This is a genomic window from Sneathiella aquimaris (genome assembly GCF_026409565.1).
In the GTDB taxonomy this organism is placed as follows: domain Bacteria; phylum Pseudomonadota; class Alphaproteobacteria; order Sneathiellales; family Sneathiellaceae; genus Sneathiella; species Sneathiella aquimaris.
In genome coordinates, this window is record NZ_CP112881.1 from 998,541 (window position 1) to 1,020,200 (window position 21,660).

A 21,660-nucleotide genomic window follows, 5' to 3' on the forward strand; every position below is an offset into this window, starting at 1 on the left:
TATCAGTTGTTTACCAGACTGGCGATCTGGCCGTCATAAGTCCTGATGCCCATTTGTGCGAATAAAATCTGCGCTTCGGCTGCATTTTTCTGGGCAAGGGACTTATGACCGGCTCTAAACTGGTTTTCTGCGATAAGAAGCAGGTTTTTTGCTTTTTCGTGCGGAAAGGATCTTCGCTGCGCAGAGAGGGTCGCGCGGTGCAGATAGGCATCTGCAATGCTGTTGTCGCCGCCCTGTTGAAAGGAAAGGGATGCCAGTGTTCGGCAAGCCATTGCTTCGCCGAGGCAATCTTGTTGATCCGCCCGTTCCAGGGCTTTTTCGGCATAATGCTGGGCATCCGATTTTTTTCCAAGAGAACAAAGCACATCGGCCGCCCATCCATAGAAAAAAGAGGAGTATAAAAACATTCCTTTTTCTTCAACAAGGGTCAACACCTGCTTTAATGTGTCAATGCTGGCTGGATCTTTAAACAACTTCCATCGTCCATAAGCATTGATCGCTGACGCGCAGGCATAGAGATAAGGCGCACTGACCTGTTCGGCGATCTGCTTGGATTGCTCCGAAAATTCAACCGCTTGCTCCCATTCCCCACGCCACAGACACACAGTTGCCCGGTTGTTTAAAATTGAGCCTTCGATCTCGTGTCCTTGGCCAGCCACATTCTGATGGGCTTCCACACTACAGTCATCTGATTGGGAAAATGCACCCATATCCCCCAAAACCATGGCTTTACAGGATAGGGCATAGGACGTCCCTACCTTTACCCGGCTTTTGCCCGGATGCTCCCGCTTTTCATGAATGGCCTGATCGAGAAGCGAGAGCGCGTTTTTGTAATCAGACGCGGCGGCATGGCTTTGTCCGAGAGTTGCTGTGATCTGGGTTGCGCTTTGCCGGTTTCCCACTTCTGTTGCAACGTTCAAGGCCTTGCCAAACGAATGTATGGACGCTTTCTGGTCGCCCAGGACATGGCTAATATACCCTTGCCAGTAATAGGCATTTGCCAGGCCGTTTAAATCTTCAAGTTCTTCTGCAAAGGCAATGGTTTTATCGAGGATATCCAGTTGTTTTTTTTCTGGACCATACACACAGGGCAAGGCCCAGCGGCTGCTGATTGAAATCCATTTCTGTTGATTTTCATGGGTTTGGGGCAGGCGTTTGATGGCTTGCAGACCGGCTTCGTATTGCAGTCTGGCCCGATCCAGAGAGGAGGTCGCAAGGGCCTTGTCTCCCGCCCGTTCTGCATATTCCAGTGCTTTCAGGAAATTGGCGCTGCCAGCGTGATGATACGCCAGGCTTTCCAAGTATTCGTCGGGGTTTCCAGCCTCGGCCAGTTGTTCCAGTATGCTGGCAACCTCACCGTGAATCTGGCGCCTTTGTTTCAGGCTGACGGTCGCATAAATGGTTTCCCGGGTAATGCCATGCTTGAACTGCAATGCATCGCGCAGGCCGCTACTGTAAATAATATCACTTCTGGCTAGATCGCGCAGGATGGGGGCCCCGTTTTTGATTCCGCTCAGACGTTCCAGAAGCCATAGTGGAATGATATTTCCGATGACAGAAGCGATATGAATGAGGTCGATCTGGTCCTGCGGAAGACGCCTGACCCGAGCCTCGATCAGTCCTTGAAGGGTCGCTGGAATGACCCCGCTATTGGGTGCCAGTTGTTCGCGGGCTTCCCAGTCGTAAACTGACTGGCACAATTCCTCGAGGAAAAGGGGATTTCCGCCGGATTTGGTATGCAGGCTTTCTTTTTCGCTTATCGATCCTTGTTCAGGTAACAGTTCAGCAATCAACTTGGCCGTCGCTTTTTGAGAAAGTGGGGCCAGTTTGATGGTCGAGGAGACATCGAGCAGTATATCTTCCACCTTTTGATCCCGAGCCGCCAAAACAAACAGAATACGGTTTTTTACCGTTGATCGAAGCAATCTGTTCAAGAGTTTCCGGGATGCATCATCGGCCCATTGCCAGTCATCAATTATCAACACAACAGTGCTGCATTTTTCGAGATTATCGAGAAAGGTTTCAAAAATACGGGCGCGTTGAGAAAGAGAGTCCCCTTCAATACGGATGCTTAACGCTGTTCTTAAAGAGGCCTCTGTTAAAGCCGGAGGTTGGCCCCCTTCCATTGAGGCGGGTAGGTTCAAATTTGGCTCGTCACTGATGGATAAAGACGGGGACAGATTAAAGTGATTGCGTAAAATCTGCAAAAAAGGCTGGAGTGGTTCGATGGCGCCCCGGGACTCGCAGTGGCCCCGTAAAATAGTGCAATTTGCAAGGCCGGGTTGGCGGGCAAACTCGTCAAGCAAGCGGGTTTTTCCCAAGCCCGGATCTCCAATGATCTGAACTGCCTGTTGTCCTTCGGAGGCTGCTTTGGAGACATAATTCTGCAATAGGGCGAGTTCTTGTTCCCGTCCATGAAATGCGGTTAGTCCGCGTTTTTTGCTTGCTTCAAATCGTGTGCTAATCCCCGTTGTGCTGTGTATTTTCCAGGCAGGCTGAGGACGTGTTCGGCCTTTTACAGCCACTGGTGCGGTCGCTGAGACGTTAAAGAACGGGCGGGCCCGCCCCAGTGTTTTGTCGAGAATTATGATCTCATCGTCTGCAGCGGCATTACTTATACCTGCGGCGACATTCACGGCATCGCCCACAAGTTCCAATGTACCATCCAGATAGTTTCCGTCACTGATCAATACCAGACCTGCTTCAATGCCTGTATGCAGTTTTGCTTCAAATCCTTCGGGTAAAAAGTCTTTGAGGTCGAGACTATTTATTTCTTCATGAAGGGCAAGTGCCGCGGTCGCTGCGTTTTCAACATCATTCTCCAACGGAACCGGGTAGCCAAATATGGCGAGAATACCGTCTCCATGAAATTGTGTGACAATACCATCAAATTCACTGATGACTTTTGTGGCCGCCTCTTTGACTGACCGAACGATCTCTGCTGTGTTCTCCGGATCAGCGAGGGCTCCCAGTTGTGTGGAGTGGCACAAATCTGAAAACAGGACCGTAACATGCCGCCTTTGGCTGCCTGTCTCGCGGTTGGTTATATTTTTGTTTTTATTTTTATTCATAGGATCGTTTGGGTGCTGGTCCAATTTTGAATGACAATATAACTGGCTGCTTAAATAATCGGAATTCGCTCGTTGGTAACAGCAGAATGACAAACTGCCCCGTTCTTTTTCTCAAAGTGTGCCTTACAAGTTAAAAGGGAGCAAGCCAAACACAGGATTATCCATCTCGGATGGAGGGCCGGAGACTACATGATAGGGCTATCCGGTTGAAATATTCCACAGTGTGGTTTTCCTCACAGAACTGAACGCGCGTTAAGAACACTATCCAGGGACTACTTTACTGAGGGGTAGGGTACTTTGGATGGCACTGCCTGATTCTGGAACGTCAGGCGGTGCCTTTCTTTCAGGAAGAACGAATAGAGGTTCGTGTGTCAGATAACAGGCAAATCCACATAATTGTTCAAGATATGTCTGGTAACCGATTACAGGACGCAACTGTGGTGATAGAGCGAACCCCTTTTCCAGTTGAAGAAGCATCGAAAAGAGTAAGTGCTAAGGGCGAAGTAGACTTCAACATAAAGGCAATCGGCTTGTATGAGCTTTCCTGCCACGCAGCCGGGTTTGAACCCACGTCCATTACTGCGATGATAACTGATACACCTGTTTCCCTGGTTCTAATACCCTTGCGCCCGGCCGAAGTGTGACCAGTTTTAGGTCGCTACTGTGTGTTTCATGCTTTACTTGATGAAAACATCTGGCATTTTAAGATGACGGAATGGTTAATAAGTAACGCAAAGGGCTTTCTTCAAATGCAGGGTCGCCAATTATTGGGCCTTAAAAAGAACAGGCTGCTTTCCAGCTTGTCTGAGACCCAGTTGAATATCATCAAAGAACGCTGCTTGTGGCTTCAACACGAGAAGGGGCAGCAGATTATCAGCCAGAATGACCCCTCTACAGATGTGTTTTTTGTGATTGAAGGGGCGGTGCGCGCAAAAAGTTATTCTCCGTCAGGTCGAGAAGTGTCTTTCATTGATATCGAAGAGGGTAATATCTTCGGTGAATTTTCTGCGATTGACCATCAGGAAAGAGCATCTTCTGTCTTCGCACTGGAAGCCGGTCTTTTGGCGCGGATGTCTTCTGGTGATTTTCGCCAGACCCTTCTGGACGTGCCCGAGGTGGCACTTCAATTGATCGAGTTATTGGTCGCCAAAACCCGAGCACTGAGCGATCGGGTGTTTGAGTTCAGTACCCTTCCCGTACAAGGAAGGGTAACGCTTGAACTTTTGCGCCTTGCAGAAAAATCTACAGATGACGGAGTGACGGCTCAAATCAAACCAGCCCCGACACATTACGAACTGGCGACCCGTATCAGTACGCACCGAGAGGCGGTAACGCGGGAACTAAACCATCTGGTGGACGAGCAGATCATAACATTGCATCGCCGAAGAATGGAGGTCTTGAATCTGCCGAAGTTGCGGGCGCTGGTCGATCAGGCGTTAAACGAATAAAAAAATGGGACGGTGAAAGGCAGGGAGAGAAATCCTTCCACCGCGTATGAACGACCTGTTGGCTCGCAGGTCCCCATGGTTCATACGTTCTTAATCATGTACCCGACCCCCCCTTTATAGACGGGGCAAGTACAGAATTCTGTGAGGTTCTTCACGCTGGAAAATAGTCTTTTGTTCTTTTGACACAATGAACGGTGTCACAGGCTGGCAATTTTCTAGAGGGTCAAGTAAGGTCGCGTTTGATGCCCAGTGAATGCTGGGAAGTGTATCAAAACATAAAAGCAGGTCCAAATTATCCATGGCAGAAACACTGAATAACCACCTATGGGTTCGGTCAGAGAAAAAGGCAAATGAGCGCCGTGTGGCGATCGTACCAGATGATGCAAAAACCTTGTTGGAAGCGGGGTATAAGATCACCGTCGAAAAATCCGCTCAGCGTTGCATAGATATTCAAAAATATGCGGATGTTGGCTGTGAAATTGCCGAGGAAGGAAGCTGGACCAATGCCCCGAAAGAAGCCTTTATTCTGGGGGTAAAGGAACTCCCGGAAGGGGATGGTGATCTGGTGCATCGGCACATTTATTTTGGCCATGTCTATAAAGATCAGCCGGGTTGGCAGCATACCCTCAACCGTTTTGTAAACGGAAACGGGACATTATATGACCTTGAATGCCTGGTGGATGAAGGAGGCCGACGCGTCGCAGCGTTTGGCTATTGGGCGGGATATGCCGGGGCTGCTGTGGCCGTCAAAATCTGGGCCGGACAAAAAATGGGGAATGTCCCACCACTCGAGAGGGTCGATAGCTATCCAAATGTTGATGCCCTGCTGAGCGATTTGCGTGGGCAGATACAGACGATTGGTGAAAAGCCAGACATGATCGTTATCGGCGCCCTTGGCCGAACAGGAAGCGGTGCAACCGATCTTGGGCTTGCTTTGGGAATGGACATAACAAAATGGGATATGGCTGAAACAGCCTCAGGAGGGCCTTTCCCGGAAATTCAGCAGCATTCAATTTTTGTGAATTGCATTCTGGCGACCCCAGAATGTCCTCGATTTGTAACCGCCGAAGATATCAAAGTTGCGGACCGTCGATTGTCGGTTATCGCCGATGTGAGTTGTGATCCGGAAAGCAAGTATAATCCGATCCCGATTTATAACAAAAGCACGACGTTTGATGCGCCTTCCATATCGGTTGTTTCTGAAGGAACACCATTGGATGTTATGGCGATTGATCACTTGCCGTCGATGTTACCATTGGAATCCAGTGAAGATTACTCTCGTCAACTCATGGCGGCGTTGATTGATCTGAACGAACCTGAAAAAGGAATTTGGGGGCGGGCTCTCAATGACTTTAGAAAAAATTTAGCGCGTCTTTAGAATACGCGACACAGGAGTAAGTAGATTATGGCACATATTCATTGGCTTGGTGCAGGCTTATCGTCAGTTCCCGGCATTCGCAGACTGATCAAAAACGGTCATTCGCTGACTGTTTGGAACCGTACTCTGGAAAAAGCCCAAGCCGCGGTTGATGGGGTGGATGGTGACTGTGGGGTTGCGGCCTTCGATTTAGAGGTTTTTGCAGATAAACTGACAAAAGGGGATGTGGCAATTTCAATGTTGCCGGGCGATTTCCATCCGGTTGTTGCAAAGGTTTGTCTGGATGAAGAGGCCCATTTTGTTTCCAGCTCCTACATCTCTCCGGCAATGCAGGACCTTAACAAGATGGCCGAGGACAAAGGCGTCTGCTTCGTAAATGAAGTGGGGCTGGATCCGGGGATTGATCATTTGATGGCTCATGTTGTTATGAATGATTACAAGACCTCTGAGGTTTTCGATCCCAAGAATGAACATTTTTTCCGGTCTTATTGTGGTGGCCTTTCCGATGTTCCCAATGACTTTAAATATAAGTTCAGTTGGTCTCCTTTGGGTGTTTTGAAAGCCCTTCGTTCTCCGTCCAAGAGCATCAAGGATGGTCAGGAATATGATGTCAGTCGTCCTTGGGATGCGGTAGAACGATATGAAGTAGACTTGCCACAAGGTCATGAAACCTTTGAGGTTTATCCAAATCGCGATTCACTGCCCTATCTCGCCGAATATGGTTTTGGTGCGGAAATGAATGTTCAGCAATTTGTCCGTGGAACCCTTCGTTACGGGGGCTGGTCGAAAGCCTGGTCTGATATTTTTAAAGAAGTTGAAACATTGGAAGGGCCAGAAGGCGAAGCGCGTCTTGAAGAAATGAGTGCTGATCTTTGGGACAAATACGCTGTTGAAGACGGCGAAGCGGACCGCGTCGTCCTCTGTGTTGATCTGGTGGCGACATCTGGTGGCCGGCAGGTTTATAATAAATCCTATGTAATGGACGCTTATGGAGATGAAGCCTATACGGCAATGGCGCGATTGGTTTCCGTTCCAGTGAGTTTTGCTGTGGAAGCCGTTCTTGACGGAAAATTTAAGCCGGGCGTCCATGCGGCCCCTTCTGATCCCAAAGTTGCGGCAGATTGGTTGGCTGAACTTAATAAACGGGGAGAAAAAATGGCACTGATCAATCATTTGAATTGATAAAAGGCTACCACGGGAGGTTCCATGAGAATTGTACAACGATTGGTTTATGTTGTTTGCGCGATGTTTTTTGGCGCTTCAGCTCACGCGAACTCCGAGTTGTCTTTTCTCAACCTGCCTGAGGGGTTTAACATTAAGGTCTGGGCCAGGGTTCCCGGTGCCCGATCCTTAGCGGCGACGCCGGATGGTAAGACCATTTATGTGAGCACACGAGGAGACACGGTTTACCGCATACAGGATAAAAATAACGATGGGGTCGCGGACGATGTCCGCCCCTTTTTGACCGGTTTGAAGGTTGCAAATGGAATTGCGCTGGATGCGACTGGAAGTCTGTATATTGCGGAACAGCACCGTATCTTCAAACTGTCAACCAACGGTGAAAAATCAATAATTCTGCCTGCAGGCATCTTACCTGACAGGCGTCATCATGGATGGCGTTATATCGGGATCAGTCCGGCGGGTGATCTGTTCGTGTCTGTTGGTGCACCTTGTAACATTTGTGAAGTGTCCGGGGTTGAGGGGACGCTGCTAAAGATCGATTTGTCATCGCTTGATCATACAATTTTTGCTGCCGGGGTCCGCAATTCGGTAGGGTTTGATTGGCATCCGGTCACTAAGGAGCTGTTTTTCACAGATAATGGGGGAGACAATCTCGGTGACGATATTCCGCCGGACGAGTTGAACAGGGCACAACGTAAAGGTCTGCATTTTGGATATCCCTTCTGGTATGACAACCAGAAAGCCTATCCGCAGTTCAGAAATAAAGGGTCGGTAAAAAATCCGGTTCCGCCTGTTATAAAATTTCAGGCGCATGTGGCCGCGCTTGGAATGGATTTTTACACAGGCTCACAATTTCCAGATGTCTATAAAAATGATGCGTTTGTTGCGCAGCACGGATCGTGGAACCGAACAGAGCCGGTCGGATATCGCGTGATGAGAGTGCAGTATGATAAAACGGGGCAGCCACTTTCAAAGTCTGTTTTCATCGATGGATGGTTGGCGACGGACGGGCAGGTTTTTGGTCGTCCAGTTGACATCGAAGAATTACCCGACGGATCCTTATTGATCTCCGATGATCATGCGGATGTAATTTACCGCGTCACTTATTCCGCGCCGAACTAAGCATTTTCTATAAGAAAAGACGGCCACAATTAGAGAGTGGCACCTTCTTTAGCGTTCCCGAAAAGACTGCGCCAGCGTGGTGTGGATGGGTTTAAGAAGATAATCCAACAGTGTTTTTTTACCTGAATGAATATCGGCAGTTGCGGTCATTCCTGGTAAAATAAGGTTTCTATCGGGATCATCGCCCACATAGGATTGTGTAAGGGCAACTTTCCCTTTGTAATAGTTGACGCCTTCTTCGTCTTGAAATGTGGTTGCAGACAAGTAGGTAAGTTCACCCACAATCGATCCATATCTGGAAAAATTATAAGTTGTGAATTTTACGGTTGCCGCCTGCCCAAGCTGTAAAAAGCCAATGTCTTCGGGCCTGACCCGCGTTTCGAGAACAAGTTCCTGGTCCACCGGGACGACGGACACGATCGGGTTGCCCGCTTTTATGACCGTTCCAATGGAGTTAACATCCAGTCCCTGAATGACGCCGTCAACAGGTGAGCGAATTTCAAGCCGTTTGATAACAGATTGCAGTCGGTCAAGTTCTTCACGGGTTTTTAGGGCTTCAGCATTCGCCAGCGCCATCTCGTCCAACGCTTCTTTTTTGACGCGACCTTCCATCTCTGTCAAACGGCCCCGGGCTTCGATGATTGCCTGATCGAGGGATTTGGCGGTCAGAACCAATTCGTCAAGTTGCCCCTTTTCTTTCAAATACTGGCGCTGGGATTCCAAGTAATCGTAGCGGCTTAGGGTTTTGCCTTTCAGTAGGCCTTGGCGAATTTTCATCTGTTCCCGTAACGGGGCAATCTGGGTTTGCAGAATTTTGATCTGGTCCTGCAAATTGCTGCGCTCGCCGATGCGTTGTTCAAGCTGCGCTTGAAGGACATTTCTTTGATTTTGAATGTCCAGCCTCTGGCTTTCCAAGAGTGTTTTCTGCTCTTTAATTAGCGGCGAAAACCGAGGATCTGAATAAGATGTATTAAAATCCGAATTTTTCACAAAGGCGCGAAGTCGGTCAGCCTTGATGGTTGAAATGGCAAGCTGAGTGGAAAGCTGTTTTATTTCGGACAGGGCATCGGTAGGGTCAAGACGGATCAGAACCTGCCCTTCTTTGACGATATCGCCTTCCTGAATAGTGATATCACTGATTGTACCGCCATCAACATGCTGGATGGTTTGAACGGTGCCCGAAGGAATTACCTCGCCGGATGTTACGGCAACCTCATCTATAAGGGCATACTGAGCCCATAAAATGAACAGAAGCAATATAACAAAACAGAACAGAATTGCCGTTCTCAGCAACGAAGAAGGGCCAGTTTCCTCGAGCATGATAGACTGACTAAGCCGCATTGTCTCAGGCTTGCCTTTACGAAGGGGCTGTGCCTCTTCTTTGTATTTTTCTTGATCAATTGAAATGAATTTCAGTGAGTCAGCCATTAGGCGCCTCCGAAGACAAGGGGTATGATAGTGGAGGCAGGCCCGATGGTTTGAACGGCCCCTCGATTAAGGAGAACCACGCGATCTGCGACCCGCATGTGGCTGGGACGGTGCGTAATAATCAGGACGGTTGCTTTTCCGCGCATTTTATTCACAGCCTCAAGAAAAGCTCTGTCGCCCTCTTCGTCCAGAGTATTACCAGGTTCGTCAAAGATCATGATTTTTGCGTTAGCAAGAAACGCCCGCGCCATGATCAGGCGTTGTTGAAACCCGGCTGGAAGTTGCTGCATGAGTTGGTCGCCAATGCGTGTATCAAGTTTGTCGGGCAATCGATCAATATCGGCCGTCAAATTGGCAAGTTCGCAGGCTTCCAGAATTTGTTGCTCACTGGCTGTACTGCTGGCAAGCAGTAGGTTTTGACGAATTGTTCCGTGGAAAAGCTCGCTATATTGCGGCATATATCCAATGGATTTTCTAAGTTCAATCGGGTCAATTTGCCGGATGTCGACACCATCCAGTGAAATGCGCCCGACTTGCGGTTGGTATAAGCCGGTCAGCAGTTTAACGATTGTGGATTTGCCTGAACTGTTGGCACCAGCAAAGGCAACAACTTCACCTGCGCCAATATTAAAATCCAGTCCCATAACAGCAGGGTCCTGATCAGGCGCATATCTGAAGCTTACATGTGAAAAAGAGATGTTCCCTTTAAAGCGTTTCAGTTTTGAAGACGCATATGGGTTATTTTCACTGGGCAGCATAAAAAGTTGATTAAGGCGTTTAATGCTGACCCCAATAATGTTCAGTTTAGTCAATGCCAGAAAAAGGGTTTGCGTAGGGGCCAGCATCCGCCAGATCAGGGCCATCGTTGCAACAAGTGCCCCGACTGTCATTGACTGGTCGAAGACCCGCCCGATTCCAAAGGTTAGGGTCAGGACGCCTGACGTAACCATGGTGACATGGGCAAACGTCTGCGCGACTGCCCCTGTCATGTTATTGTTCAAGCCCGCAAGCGCATTGCCGATAGAAATATCGCGAAAGCGTTCCAGCCATACTTCTTCAGCGCCCATCTGCTTGATAGCCCGCATCTTGTTGAAGGTTTCTGTTACGAACGATCCTTTAGTGGCTGAATTAGCGAGGTCGCTTGCTGTTTTCTGCTGAATAACGGGTAGAATAAAAAAGCCGACAATTGCGTACAAAACCAGCATTCCGATCGGGACAAGAACCAATGGTCCGCCCAATAGACCGATGGTGATCAGGTAAATGAAAATGAACGGCAACTCGAGAAAGGCGAGCGCCATGGGGCCGATAAAAAAGTCCCGAATGGCATCAAATTCCCGGAACCGTGCGATTTTGGAGCCAAGCGAGGTGCGTTCCGTTTGGGAAATCGGCAGGGATAATATTTTCTGTAGGACAGTGCTTCCGACAATATAATCCAGTCGAGCCCCAATATGGGCCAGCATAGAGCCGCGCAACAGGCGAAGAACGATATCGCAAAAGATTGCAATCCCAACGCCCATCAGCAGATAGGTAAGTGTTTCCAAAGACCCGGAACCAATAACCATATCATAGACCGCCATAATAAAGAGCGGTGTTGCCAGTGCTAACAAGTTCAGAAGAAAGGTCAACAGGAATATCCGCTTGATCAGCGGAGCGAACCGGCCTGTTACAGCCCTGAACCAGTTTTGTCCTGTGTTCCACTGCCCTATTTTTTCTTTCGGTGTTGGGCTGAAGAAAAAAGCAGTGCCCCTTTCGTTTAATGCCTGCTTGTCACTTAGGACAGTATATTCCTGATATTCGGCATCAAAAATATAAACGCCATCGTCGTCGTTTGAAATAAGGACTTTCAGGGACCCTTTCTCAGGGTCAAACAGGCAGGGATACAGCCGTTCATCGATTTTGTTGATCGTTTGCAGTTCTGACGAACTTTGGTAATGGAGATTGGCAAGGGTGCTCCGAAAATCCAGTAGATCCATCGTTGTTTTAAAGTGAGGCATTGCCTCAACCACCTGCTCGACGTCACCTCGCCAACCCAGCGCGTTCAGCATGGGTTTAACACACGCCGCATACTGGGTGTTTCGTCCCCAGTTATCTTCGTCAGGCCTGCCAAATGCAGAATTTAAAAAAGTCATGACTTAAACCAGCTTTATTTTTGGACGAAAGGCAGGAGCAGGTTTTTTATAGTCTGTCAGGCTGTCGACAGGCATTTTCTGGAGTTGCTTCCTGGTTATTTTATAACCCTGATCCGCGATCTTCAGAAGTGACGGGCGGTGACTAACCAAAATGATGGTGCTTTTCCCTTTTAGTTGGAACATGGCATTTTTGAGGATCTCATCACCCGCAGCATCAAGCGACGTATTCGCTTCATCAAAAAGGATGATTTCCGGCTCGTTTACAAGAGCCCGGGCAATCGCAATACGTTGCCGTATACCACCTGGCAGACTATCCGCGGCCCCATCGCCGACAATTGTGTCGTACCCTAAGGGAAGTCTTTTAATTGTATCGTCCAAACCCAGCCCAATGGAGAGGGTAATCGCACGATCAATAGACGAGCCTTTTCGAAACATGGTCAGGTTTTCCATGATCGTGCCATGAAAGATCGTTCCGTTTTGTGGCAGATAAGCGATCCGATTGTGGATTTCCTCTTTTGGCAGATAAGCCATATCTTCGCCATTTAGCAGCACACGGCCTTGTGTTGGCGCAATCAGGCCCATGGCCAGCCATAGAAGAGTGGTTTTTCCGGACCCATTGGGCCCTGCAATCGCAGTGGTACTGCCGCTGAAGAATTGTGCATCCATATCCTGGAAAAGGTCGGCTTCATCGCCCCCGTAGCCAAACGAGACCTGTTCGAAAGCCAAGCGACCGCCGATCTCCGATTTTGGCAACATCTGGAAATTGAGCACGGTTTCACTGTTGGCAAAACTGTCCCGGGACTCTTTTTCCTGTGGTAAGGACAACAGACTGTTAACCCGTTTCTTGGACAGTTTGATATTTTGATAATGTGTCCAGACACCCATGGCGCGAAGCAAAGGCTGAAGGGCCCGGCCCGATAAGAGGGTGCAGGCTGCCAAACCACCAATAGTTAGCACCTCATTAATAACAAGGACCGAACCAAACGCAGCAACAGAGATAAGTGTTATTTGCGAAAAAACGGACCCGAAACTTTGGGCTACCCCATTTTGAAAAGCGACCTTCTTAATCACACCAGCCGTCGTTTCCTGAAGCCGTTCATATCGGCGCACCATTTGTGCTTCAAGCGCAAGGCCCTTGACGGTATGAATGCCTGTTAAAACTTCTATCAGGAAGTTATATCGCCGATCATCCCATGTAGAACGTTCATCCAGTGCTTTTTTCAGGCCGCTTCCCATAAGCACTGTCAGGATGGCAAAAACCAGCAGCAGTAAAATGGGAGCAAGGACAAGAACACCGCCGATATAGCCAACCATGAATAGGAAGATGATACCAAATGGTAAATCAATAAAGACCAGAAGATTGTTGCCGGACATAAAATCCTTAAGGCTTTCAATCGAATTAAACCGATGAAGGTAAACGCCGGCGGCTTCTTTTTCAAAGCGTACAATGTCAGTGCCCATCGCATGAGACAGGGCGCGACAGCCTGCTAAATGATCAAATTTTGCACCAGAATAGGCTGTGATATAAGAGCGCCCTAAACGGAAGAAGGCTTCCAGTATCAAGGCTAAGCCAACCCCCAGAACAAGAAGCAGTAATGTATCTGTTGCATTGTTCGGGATGATGCGATCATAAATCTGCAAGATCATGATTGGTAACGCCAAGGCAAGAATGTTCAGCGCGGTCGAGGCTAGAATAATATCTAATCTAGTTTGCGTCGATTTTGGAAGCGACGCTTGCCTCAGCATCGGCTTGTCATCATTTGAGATGTCTATTTTCAACTCTTATTGCCTTAACAAATCAAAATGCCAAAAAATGGGCAATGCCCTCGAACTTGAAACTCTATTTGGTAAGCATGGCCAATAAGTCTTTAATTTTGGTAAAAATTTCAGCAACTGTTGGGGGGTTGTTAACCACATTGATTAGCTGTTTGTTAAGGCTCCTGACATAAGGTGTCATTCATTATCTATTTTTCTAAATTTATTTTTAATTTGTCGGTATTGGTGTGAGAGGTTCCTATGAGTGATGGTGACAATCAGAATTCTGATAGGCTAAACCAGGACTTAGAGCATTCAGCCTCTAATCTGGGGGCTTCTAAAAACGCTTTCTTTGATGAAGAGCAGGGAGCCAAGGATACGCAGACCGCCAATGAGTATGACCGGTCCCTTGCCAATATCCACAAAGGAAGTGGGCGGGAATACGAAGAGAGTAACACCGCCCCCCCTCCCGCGGGAGACGACAGTAATGTTCGCGACGAACAGTCAAATGACGCGGTGCTCAATGGTGAGCCCGGATTAGAGCCACTGAATATTGATTTGAACTCAATTGGCAGTACGTCTGATGTCGACACCATGCCTGAGAATACGGAAGAGGCATCACTGCGTCCGTCAGAAAGTGAGGCGGGTTCTCTCACGGGGCTTCAAAGCGAGTCCCTGCTTGGAGATTCACTTCCTCATGAGACAGAAGCTGATTTTCAGGTTTCCTTATCCTCCGTTGAAACCTCAGGAGATGCTACCTTTGGAACTGTTCAGCCAGAAAATATTAATCTGGCCGCTCATTCGGTGGCGCTGGATGATAATACGATTGCAGAAAACTCTGCGATCGGGACCGTTGTCGGCACGGTCAGTGCCAAAGATCCGGAAGGTGGTGCCCTGACCTATAGCCTGTCAGATGATGCAGGCGGCCGGTTCACCATTGATCCCAATACCGGCGAGATTAAAGTTGCGGATGCCCTCGATTTCGAAGATGTGAGTGCCTACACGGTGGTCGTGGATGTGAGCGACGGGGTGAATGTGACGCAGGAAACCTTCACGCTGAATGTCAGTGATATCAACGAAGCGGCCCATTCGGTGGCGCTGGATGATTCGACCGTACTTGAAAATTCTGCGATCGGGACCGTTGTCGGCACGGTCAGTGCCGAAGATCCGGAAGGTGGTGCCCTGACCTATAGCCTGTCAGATGATGCGGGCGGCCGGTTCACCATTGATCCCAATACCGGCGAGATTAAAGTTGCGGATGCCCTCGATTTCGAAGATGTGAGTGCCTACACGGTGGTCGTGGATGTGAGCGACGGGGTGAATGTGACGCAGGAAACCTTCACGCTGAATGTGGGTGACCTCAACGAAGCGGCCCATTCGGTGGCACTGGATGATAATGCGATTGCAGAAAACTCTGCGATCGGCACGGTTGTTGGCACGGTCAGTGCCGAAGATCCGGAAGGTGGGGCCCTGACCTACAGCCTGTCAGATGATGCGGGCGGCCGGTTCACCATTGATCCCAATACCGGCGAGATTAAAGTTGCGGATGCCCTCGATTTCGAAGATGTGAGCGCCTACACGGTGGTCGTGGATGTGAGCGACGGGGTGAATGTGACGCAGGAAACCTTCACGCTGAATGTCAGTGATATCAACGAAGCGGCCCATTCGGTGGCGCTGGATGATTCGACCGTACTTGAAAATTCTGCGATCGGCACGGTTGTTGGCACGGTCAGTGCCAAAGATCCGGAAGGTGGTGCCCTGACCTACAGCCTGTCTGATGATGCGGGCGGCCGGTTCACCATTGATCCCAATACCGGCGAGATTAAAGTTGCGGATGCCCTCGATTTCGAAGATGTGAGCGCCTACACGGTGGTCGTGGATGTGAGCGACGGGGTGAATGTGACGCAGGAAACCTTCACGCTGAATGTGGGTGACCTCAACGAAGCGGCTCATTCGGTGGCGCTGGATGATAATACGATTGCAGAAAACTCTGCGATCGGCACGGTTGTTGGCACGGTCAGTGCCGAAGATCCGGAAAGTGGTGCCCTGACCTACAGCCTGTCTGATGATGCGGGCGGCCGGTTCACCATTGATCCCAATACCGGCGAGATTAAAGTTGCGGATGCCCTCGATTTCGAAGATGTGAGCGCCTACACGGTGGTCGTGGATGTGAGCGACGGGGTGAATGTGACGCAGGAAACCTTCACGCTGAATGTGGGTGACCTCAACGAAGCGGCCCATTCGGTGGCACTGGATGATAATGCGATTGCAGAAAACTCTGCGATCGGCACGGTTGTTGGCACGGTCAGTGCCGAAGATCCGGAAGGTGGTGCCCTGACCTACAGCCTGTCAGATGATGCGGGCGGCCGGTTCACCATTGATCCCAATACCGGCGAGATTAAAGTTGCGGATGCCCTCGATTTCGAAGATGTGAGCGCCTACAACGTGGTCGTGGATGTGAGCGACGGGGTGAATGTGACGCAGGAAACCTTCACGCTGAATGTGGGTGACCTCAACGAAGCGGCCCATTCGGTGGCACTGGATGATAATGCGATTGCAGAAAACTCTGCGATCGGCACGGTTGTTGGCACGGTCAGTGCCGAAGATCCGGAAGGTGGGGCCCTGACCTACAGCCTGTCAGATGATGCGGGCGGCCGGTTCACCATTGATCCCAATACCGGCGAGATTAAAGTTGCGGATGCCCTCGATTTCGAAGATGTGAGCGCCTACAACGTGGTCGTGGATGTAAACGACGGCACCCAAATTACTCAAAAAACTTTTACGATTGATTTGGGTGATGTTAATGAAGCAATGCATTCAATTGTAATGGATGATCAATCTGTGGACGAGAATTCCGCGATTGGCACGGTGGTCGGCACAATAAGCGCGGAAGACCCGGAGGGTGGTACGCTTACCTACAGCCTGTCCGATGATGCCGGCGGGAAATTCACGATCGACCCGAATACAGGAGAAGTAAAGGTCGCTGGACCATTGGATTATGAAGATGTGAACAGTTACGACATAACCGTGGATGTGACGGATGGTGTTCATGTTGCTTCTGAAAGCTATACTGTGAATGTTGAGGATTTAGCTTCGCCCACCATGAGTGGCTTGGGAAACACCATTTCTCATGAAAATGCGTCTGAAGTGATGGAACTGGACCATATGGACATGTTCCCGAACCTTCAGTCTGGTAGAGAACTGGAGGCCAATATCGGGTCTGAAGTCTTTGAAGATATGATTTCTGATGCTGAAGGGCTCGTCATTAATCATCAATCAGATGCAACGGTCACATTTCAGGGAGAGGGCGCGGGATATCGCAGTGCAATTGGTGCCTATCAGATTAATACGGATGGGACGATTACCGACGTCCAGCTGCTTTGGGGGGACGCGTCTTCTAATAAATTGACGGCAGGCGAGTCACAAGCGACCTATGAAGGCATTGAGGCGGGTAGTCAGTTGGGCTTTTTTGTGATCGCCAATGGGTTTTCTGATTTGCCGGATGATGCGGTCAGTGGCGATGGCAACACAATCTCAGAAACAGGAACCTGGATGTATGTGTCCCCTGATTTTGACCCGGCGAGCCAATCCCCGGAAGACCATAAATATAATGTCAATTCAGATACCGGAAGTCCCCAGCTTATTTATATTGAACAAGATGGAACCATTCATACGACAGATGGCAATGTCTATCATTCATTAAATCAGTATGAGTTTAATGCGGATCGGGAAGACGGTGGGGGACAACATTTTATTGCTGGTGTTGATCAGGAAAATGGCGTTCTCAACTTCGGCTTTGAAGATTTGTGGGGCGGTGGAGACGCTGACTTTGACGACGGAATGTTCAGTGTTGAAATCGACAGTCGAGATCTGGTTGACGTACCCAACCCACTTTTTGCGGAAGATGATCTGGGGCAATCAACGTTCCAGTTAAGTGATGCCGATAGTGAGGAACTTGCTTCTGCAACCATTATATTGGGCGATATTCAGTCTGGCGACGTTTTAGGTTTAGGCGGCACCTACAATCTGGATGGAAATTCAATTTTGCTACCTGATGGGTCGGATAGCGGCATATCCATGACAATTGTGGATGATGGGTCGTCGATTACGGTCAGTTTGACCGGAACAGCGGATGTCGAGCTTTACGAAGATGTCATACAGAAACTGAATTTTTCTAATGGCACAACGGATAGCGCGATTGCTGGGACAAGAAGTATTTCCGTAACGGCAACCGATAGCAGCGGTGAGGTCTCCGATACATTCAACTCATCGGTCACAATTGAGGTGGAGCAGGGAACGGAAGCCTCAGATACAATTTATGGCGGTACAGATGATGAAGTTATCCATGGTGAGGGCGGCAATGACGTTCTGCATAGTGGCGCCGGAGATGACATCGTTTATGGTGATGCCGGCAGTGATATCTTCTATTTCGCCAGTGATCAGGGTAACGACACGTTCCATGGTGGTGATGGTGGCGGCTGGTCCGATACAATTGTTCTTTCGGACGGCCTTCCTTCTGGAAACATCAGCGACTGGTTGAGCTTGGACAGCGGTTCGGTTCAATCTTCAGCTGATGGCGAGGTGTTCCTGTCTGAAGACGCTGCCGGTACCATCAATATTGGCGGCGTTGAATTGACCTTTGATGGCGTGGAGAAAATTGAAGGGTAGAGAAACCCCCGTCAATCCACTGTATTCAAGCTCAGCATAGTAAGACGCTTCGGTAACTGTTCCAGCATCTGCTGATCGGCATTTGCAAAAGCAACCCGCAAATATTGCGATTGTCGGGGCCCAAAAAATTCGCCCGGGATCGTAATGATCCCGCGGTCACGGGCCAGGTTTTTGGCAACCAAAACCGATGAATATCCTTCAAAAGGATGTTCGATATAGGCAAAATAAGCGCCAACCGCCTTTAATTTCCAGTCCGGGCAATGTGTTATGACGTTTTGTAAGGTTTTGGATCGTGCGGCGATTTCAAGGCGGTTTTCTTCCCGCCAGCCAGTAAGGCCTGGCAATGCTTTTGCAACGGCCGACTGGGGAATTCTGGGCGCGCAGATTTGAAGATTATCCATTACCTTCGCAATCTGATCAACAACCTCGGGCGCCGCGGTAATGCTTCCCAAACGATGACCGGGAATACAGAATGACTTGGAGAAGCTGTAAAGCTGGATCAGATTGTCACCCCAATTCGGATGGGAGAAAAGGGTGTGAGGCATTTTCCGTTTGGACGGAAGGAAATCTCGATAAGTTTCGTCCAGAATAAGCCAGATCCCACGTTCTTGGCACAGTTTGAAGACCTCCTCCAATAATGCTGGTGGATATATTGCCCCTGTCGGGTTGTTGGGAGAGATCATCACAATCGCTTTTACGGACGGGTCAATTTGCTCCGTCATGCTTGTGAGGTTAGGCAAAAAGCCGTTATCAGCATCCGTGTCATATATCTTGCACTTGATACCCAGCATATCCAACGTTGACTCGTGATTAAAGTAGAATGGATTGCTGATCAAAATTGAATGGCCACTCGCCGCGACCGTCATGATTGTCGTAATAAAGGCTTGATTGCATCCGGCAGTAATATGGATATTTTCCGGCGCCATCTGTGTCTGGTAAAGTTCACCAACATGGGTTGAGTAAGCCGCTCGAAGTTCGGTCTCCCCTTCAATATTGCCATAGCCTGCCAGTTTTGTGTCCCCCGCAGCTTCAGACAACCAGTTCAGGATATCCGGATGAGGCGGGTAACCCGGAACGGCCTGCGATAAATCGAGAAGGGGACCAAGGGCGCCATCATAAGATTGTCCCCATTTTTGAACCATGGGGATAGGGGGCGCAGAGAGTGCTTTTACAGCCGGGTTAATGGATGCTGTTGGCATATGCTTTCTTTCCAGGCGTCTTTATCGATATCGTTTAAAGTATTTACTTAAAGTATGTCTGCTTTTTTCGACCGGCGCCGAGAAATATGCCGACCTGAGCTCAGGAACGGCGCTGTGACTTTGTCTTCTTCGAGTGCGGCAAAAAGCCAGTCTATAAACACATTCACAATCGGGGTCGAGCGTATTTCGTTTCGGCAGGCAACATAAAAAGCGTCATTTGCGGGTACCGCAAGATCAAACGGAACCACAAGTGATCCGTCGCTCAGCAGGCTGCTGGACGTCAGTGTATCCCCCAACGCTACACCATGCCCATTCAGAGCTGCATCAATGGCGACCCGGGCATCGCCCATATAATGATGCTGCTTGGGAACAATATTACGGGCGCTGGCAGCGTCAAACCACGAGTTCCATTCCCGGCCATCATCCGTGTGAAGAAGAACCTGATCTTCAAGATCCTTCAAGTTGCGAATGGTGCGGCGGTTAAGGTGAGTGGGGGATGTCACTGGAAAAAGATCGAATTGCGCCCAAAGGCGACCCCAGCAATCCTCTGCTGGTGCGGCCCCATAAATAATACTGACATCAATCGCTGGAGAGAGTATTTTCGTGCGGTCCACGGACGAATTAAGAGCAAGCTGGACATTCGGATATTGTTCGGTGAATTGACCAATGCGCGGAACCAGCCAATAGGACAGAAGAGCCGGTGAACAGGAAACGGACAGGCGCCCTTCCGTTGACGGCCTGCTCATTTGGGAGGCTGTTGCCGCAATTTCCTTGAAAGCGTTTGATACGGCAGGCATCAGCAGCGCGCCTTGCGACGTTAGTTTCAAACGTTGCGCCTGTCGGTCAAACAGTTTCAGGCCCAGCGATGTTTCCAGTGTTTTTATCTGATGGCTAATCGCGCTATGTGTCACATTCAGTTCTTTTGCTGCGGCGGTCACAGAGCCAGTGCGGGCTGTGGCCTCAAAAGCGCGTAGCGGTTTTAGCGGGGGAAGGCGACTGATCATTCGCTTCTTTCATATGTGAGAAAAAGTAACAATATACCTTACAACAAAATCAATTGATTTTTCAATGCAGCTTGGGAAAAATAGACAACACTGCGACAAGGAATGTTAAAAATTGCCATTTAAGGTGATCGGCATCTTAAAGTTGTTAAAATGCGTTCCTATTTTAATGTGAAAAAAATACAGCATTGGGTGAAGTATGTCTGGTGAATGGGATAAGCAAAAGCTGGAAGCATTGCGGGCTCAGTTCGGTGATAATCACGGGGGTGAGCTTTATGACCCAGATTTCAGGAAGGTTGCGGATAAGATTTTTTCAAAAAGCGGCACCCGAATGGCGCCGTATGCCGGGATACCGACATTTCTGGATGCACCAATAAAGCAGGTTGATCCAGAAGATCCGGATATAGACGATTTGGAGGTCGCGATAATTGGCATTCCAATGGATTTGGGCGTTACAAATCGACCAGGTGCGCGTTTCGGGCCGCGTGCACTTCGGGCAATCGAGCGGATTGGACCGTATAATCATGTTCTGGGATGTGCGCCAGTGCAGGATCTGCGGGTAGCAGATATAGGTGACATCCCGTTTGATAGCCGATACCGGCTTGAAAAAAGCCTCGACAATATCGAAGCCTATATGCACAAGATTATCGCGGCAGGCGTTATGCCATTGTCCGTTGGCGGGGATCATTCAATTACGCATCCCATCCTAAAGGCCGTTGGAAAAGAAGGGCCGGTTGGCCTTATTCACATTGACGCACATTGTGATACGGGAGGCTCGTTTGACGAGACGAAGTTTCATCATGGCGGCCCTTTCCGGAACGCCGTTCTGGACGGTGTCCTGGATCCCACACGAACCGTTCAGATCGGGATACGCGGCTCAGCCGAATATTTGTGGGAGTTTTCGAAGAAGTCAGGCATGACCGTTATTCACGCTGAAGAAATTCCCGGGCTGGGTATACCGGCCGTGATCGAGAAGGCCCGTGAAATCGTGGGGGACGGACCTGTTTATGTCTCATTTGACATTGACGGGGTTGATCCATCATTTGCCCCTGGAACCGGCACGCCGGAAGTTGGTGGTCTAACAACTCGTGAAGTATTAGAATTTCTGCGTGGGCTTAAGGGGCTTAATATCTGCGGAGGCGATGTTGTCGAAGTCGCACCTCAGTATGACCCAACAACAAATTCGGCGCATGTGGGGGCTCAGGTTTTATTTGAAATCTTGAGCTTAATGGTTTTCAGCCCTTTTATTGCTGAATAAAGAAAAAAGATCAAAGTCGAT

Annotated in this window: 13 protein-coding genes; 7 read left to right on the top strand and 6 right to left on the bottom strand. The window is 49.3% G+C overall.

The genetic code is table 11. From position 1 onward, the window contains the following. Positions 1 to 2: 2 nt before the first annotated feature. Positions 3 to 3,071, bottom strand: coding sequence for an adenylate/guanylate cyclase domain-containing protein (locus OIR97_RS04595; RefSeq protein ID WP_169544418.1), 3,069 nt, complete (start codon positions 3,069 to 3,071; stop codon positions 3 to 5). Positions 3,072 to 3,403: 332 nt separating this feature from the next. On the opposite strand from OIR97_RS04595, the gene OIR97_RS04600 reads away from it, so the two are divergent. From OIR97_RS04600 to OIR97_RS04620, 5 genes are all read left to right on the top strand, one after another. After that, positions 3,404 to 3,715 carry a peptidase associated/transthyretin-like domain-containing protein gene (locus OIR97_RS04600; protein ID WP_169544419.1) on the top strand — a complete coding sequence of 104 codons (312 nt, stop codon included), beginning with the start codon at positions 3,404 to 3,406 and terminating at the stop codon, positions 3,713 to 3,715. A 105-nt stretch (positions 3,716 to 3,820) separates the two neighbouring features. Beyond that, complete coding sequence (locus OIR97_RS04605; RefSeq protein ID WP_267177791.1) at positions 3,821 to 4,519, top strand: Crp/Fnr family transcriptional regulator; 699 nt, start codon at positions 3,821 to 3,823, stop codon at positions 4,517 to 4,519. Positions 4,520 to 4,817: 298 nt separating this feature from the next. After that, positions 4,818 to 5,897: a saccharopine dehydrogenase gene (locus OIR97_RS04610; RefSeq protein WP_169544421.1), complete on the top strand. Its 1,080-nt coding sequence runs from the start codon at positions 4,818 to 4,820 to the stop codon at positions 5,895 to 5,897. Between the two features lie 27 nt (positions 5,898 to 5,924). After that, the gene (locus OIR97_RS04615; RefSeq protein WP_169544422.1) at positions 5,925 to 7,079 is read left to right on the top strand and encodes a saccharopine dehydrogenase family protein; all 1,155 of its coding nucleotides are present in this window, start codon (positions 5,925 to 5,927) and stop codon (positions 7,077 to 7,079) included. 24 nt (positions 7,080 to 7,103) lie between these two features. Then, positions 7,104 to 8,201: a PQQ-dependent sugar dehydrogenase gene (locus tag OIR97_RS04620; RefSeq protein ID WP_169544423.1), complete on the top strand. Its 1,098-nt coding sequence runs from the start codon at positions 7,104 to 7,106 to the stop codon at positions 8,199 to 8,201. 48 nt (positions 8,202 to 8,249) lie between these two features. Here OIR97_RS04620 and OIR97_RS04625 read toward each other — a convergent pair whose 3' ends face one another. Genes OIR97_RS04625 through OIR97_RS04635 form a run of 3 tightly spaced genes read right to left on the bottom strand, consistent with a single transcriptional unit; the run spans position 8,250 to position 13,537 of the window. Then, entirely contained in the window at positions 8,250 to 9,629 is a 1,380-nt protein-coding gene (locus OIR97_RS04625; RefSeq protein ID WP_169544424.1) for an HlyD family type I secretion periplasmic adaptor subunit, read from the bottom strand. Next, on the bottom strand, positions 9,629 to 11,758 hold the full coding sequence (locus OIR97_RS04630; RefSeq protein ID WP_169544425.1) for a peptidase domain-containing ABC transporter: 2,130 nt from the start codon (positions 11,756 to 11,758) through the stop codon (positions 9,629 to 9,631). Before OIR97_RS04630 ends, OIR97_RS04625 begins: the two co-directional genes overlap by 1 nt. Positions 11,759 to 11,761: 3 nt before the next feature. After that, positions 11,762 to 13,537 carry a peptidase domain-containing ABC transporter gene (locus tag OIR97_RS04635; protein WP_169544426.1) on the bottom strand — a complete coding sequence of 592 codons (1,776 nt, stop codon included), beginning with the start codon at positions 13,535 to 13,537 and terminating at the stop codon, positions 11,762 to 11,764. A gap of 237 nt (positions 13,538 to 13,774) precedes the next feature. On the opposite strand from OIR97_RS04635, the gene OIR97_RS04640 reads away from it, so the two are divergent. After that, positions 13,775 to 18,181, top strand: a complete 4,407-nt coding sequence (locus OIR97_RS04640; RefSeq protein WP_267177792.1) for a cadherin domain-containing protein — start codon at positions 13,775 to 13,777, stop codon at positions 18,179 to 18,181. 11 nt (positions 18,182 to 18,192) lie between these two features. On the opposite strand, the gene OIR97_RS04645 is transcribed toward OIR97_RS04640, so the two are convergent. Continuing rightward, positions 18,193 to 19,380 (bottom strand): aminotransferase, encoded by a 1,188-nt coding sequence (locus tag OIR97_RS04645; protein ID WP_169544428.1) that lies wholly within the window; start codon positions 19,378 to 19,380, stop codon positions 18,193 to 18,195. A gap of 47 nt (positions 19,381 to 19,427) precedes the next feature. Then, positions 19,428 to 20,384, bottom strand: coding sequence for a LysR substrate-binding domain-containing protein (locus tag OIR97_RS04650; RefSeq protein ID WP_169544429.1), 957 nt, complete (start codon positions 20,382 to 20,384; stop codon positions 19,428 to 19,430). A 196-nt stretch (positions 20,385 to 20,580) separates the two neighbouring features. Between OIR97_RS04650 and speB the strand changes: the two genes are divergently transcribed. Continuing rightward, on the top strand, positions 20,581 to 21,639 hold the full coding sequence (gene speB / locus OIR97_RS04655) for an agmatinase (RefSeq protein ID WP_169544430.1): 1,059 nt from the start codon (positions 20,581 to 20,583) through the stop codon (positions 21,637 to 21,639). The last annotated feature ends 21 nt before the right edge of the window (positions 21,640 to 21,660 follow it).